This window comes from Aliiglaciecola lipolytica E3 (genome assembly GCF_000314975.1).
GTDB classification, from domain to species: domain Bacteria; phylum Pseudomonadota; class Gammaproteobacteria; order Enterobacterales; family Alteromonadaceae; genus Aliiglaciecola; species Aliiglaciecola lipolytica.
This window is the reverse complement of the sequence record NZ_BAEN01000063.1, coordinates 1-7936: the sequence shown is the minus strand read 5'-3', so window position 1 is coordinate 7936 and position 7936 is coordinate 1. Positions and strand designations below refer to the sequence as shown.

Genomic DNA, 7936 nt, shown 5'->3' with positions numbered 1-7936 from the left:
AAGTCTTTTTAGAGGGGAAAATCCCTAGAACCCCATTGTGATACTTGGTAATCATTCCCCCCACGAAATTTATTGCCATTAACTGAAGTAATAGCACGTTTTAACTGATGGTATGCTTCACCTCTGTTCAAGGCTTGCTGGACGTAATGACGCAACGTTGAATTATCAACATACTCCAAAACATAAATAGATTTAATTAAACGGTCGTACTCATGCAATGCTGACAATCTTCGGCTCTTGCCGTTACTCAACTTTCTAATGATTGTGCTTTGAGTGGTGGTTTTACGACTCAATGAACAAACAATATGCTGAATATTGTCCCATTCTTCAGCAATTAGCTTATGATTAATATCTTTCTTTAATTGAATACGGCCTCCGTTCTCTTCAGTCACTTCAAATAGCTCAAAAAACACCTTTTTCATTTTCGCGTATCGAGGGGCGAATGTGTAACCAAAGAAATCTAATATAGCGAAGTTAACATTATTGGTACCATGCGTATCGGTCGATAAGGTATTAGGCTGTATATCTGAAGAGTTGTTATAGAGTAAGTCAAAAGCAAAGTGACCTTCATATTCGTTAGCGCCAATGACTTGCGTACTCACCGGAACATGACGTGGTCAACCAAAATTGACCAACCCAGTTAAGCTACTTTTTTCAATTTCTTCATGTCCGCCTCATATTGATTTGAAATTTCCATACTTTATCTAATTCATGTTTTTCTAAATTAGCTAAAATGCAACTCAGAAATGTCCAGAAGTGAGTTGTGTGGTGTCGAGTGGAGATTGTACGATTAAGCCCCTAAGTAATTAGTCCGTCAGTCTCCCTCGGTAATCAAATTAGTACATCTTAGCGATCAAATTGGTAAAAAATTAGACATGTAGATGAATGCCCACCTTAAAAAATAGACAGCGGGTTGGGCTGGGTGATTTTTCTGGTGTTAGACGCCAGCAACCCATGCGGCAGAATGGTTGCTCACTTACTCGTCTATTTTTAGCGGGAATTCTTAGCCAACTGTATGAACTGTATGCGGATTTGAGCAGTCGAGTGATGCGCACTTTGGAGGAGATGGCACCACGAGTAGAGGTTTACTCCATTGACGAAGCGTTTTTAGATTTAACCGGTATTGAGTCTGTCCTATCCCTTGTCGAGTTCGGACAACAAGTGCGAGAGCGCATAGGCCACTGGATTGGGATCACCGTCTGTGTAGGCATTGCACCGACTAAAACACTCGCCAAGCTGGCTAACCATGCCGCCAAGAAATACCCCGCCACTCAGGGGGTTGTAGATCTAACCAATCCAGATCGGCAACGTCGATTGCTCGCATTAGTCCCGGTTGATGATGTTTGGGGCGTTGGTAGACGGCTTTCTAAGCGTTTAAATGCCTTGGGTATCAGCACAGCCTTAGACCTCGCCAATGCCTCACCTAGAGCCATCAGAGACCAGTTCTCGGTGGTTTTAGAGAGAACCGTCAGAGAGCTCAATGGTGAGTCGTGCATTGAACTTGAAGAGATCCCACCAACTAAGAAACAAATTGTCTGTAGCCGTTCATTTGGCGTAAAAGTAACGCACTTTGAATTGTTACGTGAGGCCGTATGTGAATACGCAACCCGCGCCACTGAGAAGCTACGCAAAGAACAGCAGCAAGCCAAAGTGATGACCGTGTTCATACGTACCAGCCCCTTTAAGGACAACGAGCCGCAATACAGCAACTCTGCATCGGGTGAGTTGCTGATCCCCAGTTGCGATACTAGGGATTTTATCGAGCTGGCCAGTCATTTACTCAAGCGGATATGGAAGGATGGTTTTCGTTATGCCAAAGCGGGCGTCATGCTGTCTGACTTTTACGATCCTGGCATGTTTCAGCCAGGACTATTCGATGACGTATCGATCCGCTCTAATAGCCAACAGTTAATGTCTGTATTGGACACCATTAACCAAAGTGGTGCCGGAAAGGTTTTCTTTGCTGGACAAGGTACGAAGAAAGATTGGTCGATGAAGCGAGAGCATTTATCTCCCGCTTATACAACACGCTGGGACCAGTTGCCGCGAGTGAAGTAGCGCCGAGAATTCAGTAGGCATTCACTCTGCGACGCAGCATGTTGAGCTTATCAACCTGGCGTCGAATATCACTGAAAAATTCCTCTTTCTCCATGGCCAGCGCTAACTCCCATTCTTTGGCCAAACCTTGGCAGTCCAAAAATGAGTATCTCAGCTTCGTCTTTGAGATACGCAGTCCTTTACTAAAGACTACGCGCTTGCCTCGTTGACCGTGAAAGCTGTTGATGTACCACTCAATGCCAAAGCCATACTTAAAGTCTCTGATACGGACACCAAGCAGCCCCCAATCTTTAAATGGCTCATTTTCACGAACCTTGTAATGGGTAACCCAAAAGTCATCAACTTCAGCTCGTGCCAGCGCTTTTAGCCTGTCCGTTTCTTGCTGAAGTAAATCTGATATCTCTGCTTTCCATTGTTCATTGACGATTTCTACCAAACCAATTTCCCCATCCAATTAACCCCAAAAGCCAAAACCACTATCCGTTTGGCTTTTGGATCGAAACGCCAAACGTAAAACTGCCGTAACAATCGCTGTTTGGCGTCTCGATATAAATCAACTCGCGCAATCCCATACCTGACAAGGGATGCAGCCCGATTTCACTTAAAAACGCCTGAAAAGACGTATCGTCATGAAGATACAAACCGTTTGGCGAGTTCAGGCCAGAAGGCAAACGACGTTTGGCGTCTCGATTTTTTTGGCTTAGTCATCCGCCGCCAAACAGAGCCTATTCTCATACTTTTGCGAAAATGCAATAGGCAGATAGATGAAAGGATTTGTCACCTTTCTGCCCACCGCCAGTGCACCGAATCCTGATAATGACATTTGAGTGAACCGCCAGAGCACTTGGAAATGCCCAAGCGTGACCTGAGCGGTTAGTTGAAAACCGTTAGAGCACTTTGAGTGCACAGGAGATAAGTATGTTTGTACTAGGCGTAGATATCGGTTACTCGAACCTGAAGCTGGCAATTGGCCAATCAGGCAGTGAACCGAAAACTATTATTCTGCCTGCGGGGGCCGGTCCTGCGGATCGTATGCCGGAGCGTATCGGTGGAGGCGATGATGAAACTTGTTTGTATGTGTCTGTCGAGAATGAGCGTTGGGCCGCTGGTGTGCCTGCTGGACGCCTTCAAGGTTGGGAACGGGAGCTTCACCCAGAATATCCCACCACAAAAACCTATAAGGCGCTTTTTCATGCCGCCTTGTTAATGGCTGAAACAGAATCCATCGATTTGGTTGTCACTGGATTACCGGTTTCCCAGTTTCATGAACCACAACGTAAGTCAGACCTTGTGAAGCGTTTAAAAGGTATTCATCAAGTAACGCCTAAGCGCAGCATCACCGTTCATGACGTCAAAGTGCTGCCGCAGCCTGCCGGTGCCTATATGGATCTGGTTCAAACAGGTGGAGATTTGGGCTTGATTGAAGAAGGTCGCGTCGTCGTCATAGATCCAGGCTTTTTTTCTGTTGACTGGGTTGCCCTTGAGGCCGGAGAAATTCGCTACAGCTCATCAGGAACCAGTCTTCAGGCAATGTCCGTGCTACTGGAAACCATTGATAAGCTGATTTCGGAAGATCATGGTGCCAAAGTGGGTATGGATCGACTTGAAAAAGCCATGAGAACCGGCGACTTGCAGGTGCTGCTATTTGGAGAAAAAGTCGATATTTCACCTTATCTGAATGCTGCAATGAAAAAGGTAGCGCCTGTTGCTCTTACAGCCATGCGCCAATCTATGCGCGACGAAAGCATCAATGCGGACTTGGTATTGATCGCCGGAGGTGGAGCCTTGGCTTATAAGGAAGCGGCCAAGGAGATTTTTTCACGAAGCAAGATCATCGTGCCGGAACAGTCTGTTTTGGCGAACGTCCGAGGCTTCTGGTTTTATGGGGCCTGATTATGAGAGTTGTCGTCAACATTCCCCCAGGGAGCCACCCTGAACTACTCAAAGAATTGGAAAAGACGCCGCCACGGGAACGCGCTGAGCGTCTGCGGATGCTGGCCACCTTTGGGTTAATTCACATGAGCCAACCCAATCTATCCACGACATCTGCACCGGTGGATGGCCATGCACCAGATGGTGAAGTGACTTCTATGAGTACAGCGCCAGAACCCAAAGCAGAATCACGTAAACAATCATTAAAATCAAAACTAGGGCTGGGCTTATAACATGGCGTTATCAGTTAGCTGGCTCGATGCCAGGTTAAATAAAGAAGCAAAAGAAACCGTAGTAAAAGCCGACCGAGATGGGCTAAGTGCTCGGGTATCACCCAAGGGCAAAATTGTTTTTCAGTTTCGTTATCGTTTCGATGGCAAGCAACAACGGGTAGACATAGGTACTTACCCACTTATGAAGCTTGCTGAAGCCAGGAATGAGCTAGATAGGTTAAGGGCAGTACTTGATCAAGGCCGAAACCCCAAGCTCTACCTACAGCAAGAACGGGCCAAGTATTCTGCCAATCAAAGCTTCGAATCGATTTTTCGAGACTGGATAGACTCTGCCGGTAAGCAAGGGCTAAAGGAGAAAACGTGGCACTACCAAAAACGCAGCAGTGAAATATATTTGCTGCCCCGACTTGGTAAGTACCCATTAACTGACATCAATGAATTGTCCTTAAGAAACTGTCTTCGTGAGGTTTCGGAAGCGTCTCCGTCAAACACAGAACGTCTAGTGTCTGTGCTGCATAAGTTTTATGACTGGCTGATAGATGAACAGATTTTGGAAATTAACGCTGCCGCTGGGATCACTGCAAAGAAGGTCGGCGGTAAGAAAGGCAAACGAACTCGGGTGCTAAATGACAACGAGATCAGGATACTTTGGCGCTATTTGCATGAGTCAAAAATCACTGAGAAGAATCGCATCTACATAAAACTGCTTCTCTTATTGGGAGGGCGCAAGGGCGAACTCATTCAAGCTGAAAAGCATCACTTTGACTTGCAATCTGCAATGTGGACAGTGCCCATAGAGATCCGCAAACAAGGTGAGAAAATTGGAGCGCCGATCATGCGGCCATTGATTAAGCCAGCTATTGAGCTGATTGAACTAGCGATGCAGATGAGCAAATCAACTTACTTGTTTCCCGCGAACGGACAAGAAGAGCTTGCCACAAATGGCTTTGATACCACTATTCCTAACAATGTGAAAATCTGGGCTCGCAGATCGCTTAGTGTTGAGATGGAACATTGGTCTATGCATGATCTTCGCAGAACGATGCGAACGCGAATGTCAGCCATCACCACGCAAGAAGTTGCCGAGTTGATGATTGGCCACAGCAAAAAAGGGTTGGATGCTATCTACAACCAATATCAGTACCTGGATGAAATGCGTCATGCTTACGACGTTTGGTATCAACAGCTAGAGACCATCATCGAGCCGACAGGCTTTTCATTCAACTGGCGTTTCGGACAATAAAATAAAAGAAAGAGGCTCAGTCCTCTTTCTTCTCATACTCCTCCAAGTCTTCAATGTGCCACAGCTTGTTTCGTGTATTTCGGTTGATGCGAGGTTGCGGCAAGCTGCCATCTTTTATTCTTCGCCAGAGCGTCGTATAGCTAATGTGGTAACGAGCCATCACTTCGTAAGATGTTAGAAAAGGGGTTGCCTGGTGCGCTACTGCTGTCATCTGCATTCTCCTGAAAATCAATGTAAAGCTATCATCGCCTGATTCATCACTAGTTGATGGTCAGAAAGATGCATGATTTGTTCAGAAGATCAGCCTTATCAAAACACAAATGTTGCTATTAGGTACTTTTCAGCTCAAACCTATGAATAACAAGGGCTACAAGGCGGTTTGTGTCATGAATAGCAATCAACATGCCTAACGAGAAAAATTTGTACACACTGTTTGTACACTCGCAACGATGACACATCAAAAACCACAATGACGAACCCTTTAAATTCATAAGCTTACAAACATAAAACTAGAGATGATCGCATTTATTCCGCTTTTGTAATGTCGAAACCAAAGTACCAAAAGCAGAAGGCACTTTCTTCATCAAACCCAGTAACCACAAGGCCTACAGCCAGATTTGTGTCATGGAATTTTCGCCAAAGGCCTCTAAAACGGAATTTGTACTCAAGTTTGTACACACTTTCCGAGGTTACGCTTGAACATCATTGAAAAGCAAAGAAACGAGAAAAAGACAAAAAGCCTTTAAATTCAGTACGTAGAGATGTGATTGTGGTGTGCAATGAAAGGTGGTTTTAAGCGTTGAAAGGCTGGGCGGCATCAGGGTGAGAGATAATCGCAAAGGTGCGACGTTTATCGACTTCTTGCTGATATGACATGGGGCCTTCAATCTAGCTAATTGTTTACAAAGAATTTCGGGCGCGAATTGTATCTGAGATAGGCCGAAATGTCTCGAAGCTTGTTAAAAGTTTAGATCGATTAAGCAAAAAATGATTCTGATTTGAAAAATAATATAAAAAAATGAAATTTTAGATTTACTGTTAGATTTTTTTAGCTTATATTTTGCTCTGGTAAGTTTTTTACCGAATTGAATTTCACTGGAAGAGTCGATGTCACGAAGAAAGAGGTTTAGCGGCGAGCAGCTGCGTTCTTTGCGAAAAGAAGCAGGATACACTCAAGAGGAGCTTGGTCATAGAGTTGGGATCAGCAGAGAGACTGTATCGGCAATAGAAAATGATAAACCTGAAACCATGAACAGTATCGGGGTAGAGGTGATAAGTAAATGGTGGTCAGTATGTCGCCAACGAGCCTCGGAACAAACTAGAGAATCTTTTTTCTCAACTGTCATGGACTATTTCGGTTTTTCCCATAGCTGATGCTACTCTCCCATTACCTGCCAAAGATGATAACGGCCCTCCTAGGAGGGCTTTTTATCTTTGCAGGTATTTATACGTTCGGTAACCCACTGTTATTTGACCGACTGTTTATTTGTATTCTCGTTTTTACTGCCATTATCTGTCGCAAAAATATCAACGTATTAGGTGTTGTTATTATTCTGGTTATCCAGAGATTGGTAGAGGAAACTGCCTGGTCGATTAGTGAACTGGAATATGTCGATCTAATCAAAGCCGCATTTTATTTTCTTAGTATTACGGTTTATTGGAAAATAAAATATGATAATGCATCCAGACTACTACTTTGCGGTTTAATCATATCTATCAGCGCCGAATTTTACTTGATTTTTAAGCATCAAGAAGCGCCTGAGATTTATTGGTACGTTGCACTACTCGCTTCATATTTATTTGCACGGCATTTGTTCTTTATGCGCGTTGCATACATGTCAGATATCATCCCCAAACAAAAAGTAGAATCTATCAATTTAGATTGGCAATTATATAAATTGAATGCCTTTTTCGCTTTGTTGCAATTATTGATGATAGCCGAATACGTTATCCGCGCTGTATTTGGCTTTAAAAACATACTGTTTGTTTGGTCGTCATACCCATACCTAGCTCAACTTTGCTATACCTATCTCATCTGGATAGTCTTCTACGAAAGCTATAGATTGTTAATTCCCAAGCTTCTTCGCGCTTAAATTCACTGCAATATTGTTTAAAAAAAACGCATACTGCTACAATGGTGTGGATTTAAATCCACATTTGACATTTTTTATTAACATAAAGGAAACGCAATGAAAGCTAAAACGTTGATCAAAGCCACCCTACTTACAGTCGTTCTATCCGCGTCAGTTACCGTTACACATGTACACGCCGGTTCTAAACAGAAGCCACCTGTTGTGGTAACTGATGAAGCCGTTGCTTGGTATGAAGCAATTCTTGATTTTCTCGGACTTTAATAACCCTTCAATAAATCGATACATAAGGAAAATAGAATATGAAAACTAAAAACTTAATCAAAGCTGCGATGCTCACTTTAGTATTAACCACATCAGTTACTGCTACACACGTTTAC

10 protein-coding genes are annotated in these 7936 nt (G+C 43.8%); 7 read left to right on the top strand and 3 right to left on the bottom strand.

Annotated elements, in window-relative coordinates; all coding sequences use genetic code 11:
• Window positions 1-8: 8 nt before the first annotated feature.
• Window positions 9-602 (bottom strand): Tn3 family transposase, encoded by a 594-nt coding sequence (locus GLIP_RS15720; RefSeq protein WP_000107352.1) that lies wholly within the window; start codon window positions 600-602, stop codon window positions 9-11.
• 283 nt (window positions 603-885) lie between these two features.
• Here GLIP_RS15720 and umuC point away from each other — a divergent pair, with 283 nt between their 5' ends.
• Window positions 886-2058 (top strand): translesion error-prone DNA polymerase V subunit UmuC, encoded by a 1173-nt coding sequence (gene umuC / locus GLIP_RS15715; RefSeq protein ID WP_008845658.1) that lies wholly within the window; start codon window positions 886-888, stop codon window positions 2056-2058.
• A 10-nt stretch (window positions 2059-2068) separates the two neighbouring features.
• Here umuC and mobI read toward each other — a convergent pair whose 3' ends face one another.
• A complete protein-coding gene (mobI, locus tag GLIP_RS15710; RefSeq protein WP_008845657.1) occupies window positions 2069-2494 on the bottom strand; it encodes a conjugative transfer protein MobI(A/C) in 426 nt (141 codons plus the stop codon).
• Between the two features lie 482 nt (window positions 2495-2976).
• Between mobI and GLIP_RS15705 the strand changes: the two genes are divergently transcribed.
• From GLIP_RS15705 to GLIP_RS15695, 3 genes are read left to right on the top strand one after another with little or no spacing between them, the layout of a single operon-like run.
• Complete coding sequence (locus tag GLIP_RS15705; RefSeq protein ID WP_008845654.1) at window positions 2977-3951, top strand: ParM/StbA family protein; 975 nt, start codon at window positions 2977-2979, stop codon at window positions 3949-3951.
• Between the two features lie 2 nt (window positions 3952-3953).
• Complete coding sequence (locus GLIP_RS22100) at window positions 3954-4223, top strand: hypothetical protein (protein WP_040523228.1); 270 nt, start codon at window positions 3954-3956, stop codon at window positions 4221-4223.
• Between the two features lies 1 nt (window position 4224).
• Window positions 4225-5466, top strand: coding sequence for a tyrosine-type recombinase/integrase (locus GLIP_RS15695; RefSeq protein ID WP_008845652.1), 1242 nt, complete (start codon window positions 4225-4227; stop codon window positions 5464-5466).
• Between the two features lie 16 nt (window positions 5467-5482).
• On the opposite strand, the gene GLIP_RS15690 is transcribed toward GLIP_RS15695, so the two are convergent.
• Window positions 5483-5677 carry a helix-turn-helix transcriptional regulator gene (locus GLIP_RS15690; RefSeq protein WP_040523226.1) on the bottom strand — a complete coding sequence of 65 codons (195 nt, stop codon included), beginning with the start codon at window positions 5675-5677 and terminating at the stop codon, window positions 5483-5485.
• Window positions 5678-6573: 896 nt separating this feature from the next.
• Between GLIP_RS15690 and GLIP_RS15685 the strand changes: the two genes are divergently transcribed.
• From GLIP_RS15685 to GLIP_RS22150, 3 genes are all read left to right on the top strand, one after another.
• Entirely contained in the window at window positions 6574-6840 is a 267-nt protein-coding gene (locus tag GLIP_RS15685) for a helix-turn-helix transcriptional regulator (protein WP_008845651.1), read from the top strand.
• A 26-nt stretch (window positions 6841-6866) separates the two neighbouring features.
• The gene (locus GLIP_RS15680; protein ID WP_153886354.1) at window positions 6867-7559 is read left to right on the top strand and encodes a hypothetical protein; all 693 of its coding nucleotides are present in this window, start codon (window positions 6867-6869) and stop codon (window positions 7557-7559) included.
• Window positions 7560-7655: 96 nt separating this feature from the next.
• On the top strand, window positions 7656-7820 hold the full coding sequence (locus GLIP_RS22150) for a hypothetical protein (protein ID WP_008845649.1): 165 nt from the start codon (window positions 7656-7658) through the stop codon (window positions 7818-7820).
• The last annotated feature ends 116 nt before the right edge of the window (window positions 7821-7936 follow it).

Excerpts from the sequence above, each read along its gene's own strand:
- umuC (WP_008845658.1), top strand. The coding sequence starts at position 886 with ATGCCCACCTTAAAAAATAGACAGCGGGTTGGGCTGGGTGATTTTTCT.
- GLIP_RS15705 (WP_008845654.1), top strand. The coding sequence starts at position 2,977 with ATGTTTGTACTAGGCGTAGATATCGGTTACTCGAACCTGAAGCTGGCA.
- GLIP_RS22100 (WP_040523228.1), top strand. The coding sequence starts at position 3,954 with ATGAGAGTTGTCGTCAACATTCCCCCAGGGAGCCACCCTGAACTACTC.
- GLIP_RS15695 (WP_008845652.1), top strand. The coding sequence starts at position 4,225 with ATGGCGTTATCAGTTAGCTGGCTCGATGCCAGGTTAAATAAAGAAGCA.
- GLIP_RS15690 (WP_040523226.1), bottom strand. The coding sequence starts at position 5,677 with ATGACAGCAGTAGCGCACCAGGCAACCCCTTTTCTAACATCTTACGAA.
- GLIP_RS15685 (WP_008845651.1), top strand. The coding sequence starts at position 6,574 with ATGTCACGAAGAAAGAGGTTTAGCGGCGAGCAGCTGCGTTCTTTGCGA.
- GLIP_RS15680 (WP_153886354.1), top strand. The coding sequence starts at position 6,867 with ATGATAACGGCCCTCCTAGGAGGGCTTTTTATCTTTGCAGGTATTTAT.
- GLIP_RS22150 (WP_008845649.1), top strand. The coding sequence starts at position 7,656 with ATGAAAGCTAAAACGTTGATCAAAGCCACCCTACTTACAGTCGTTCTA.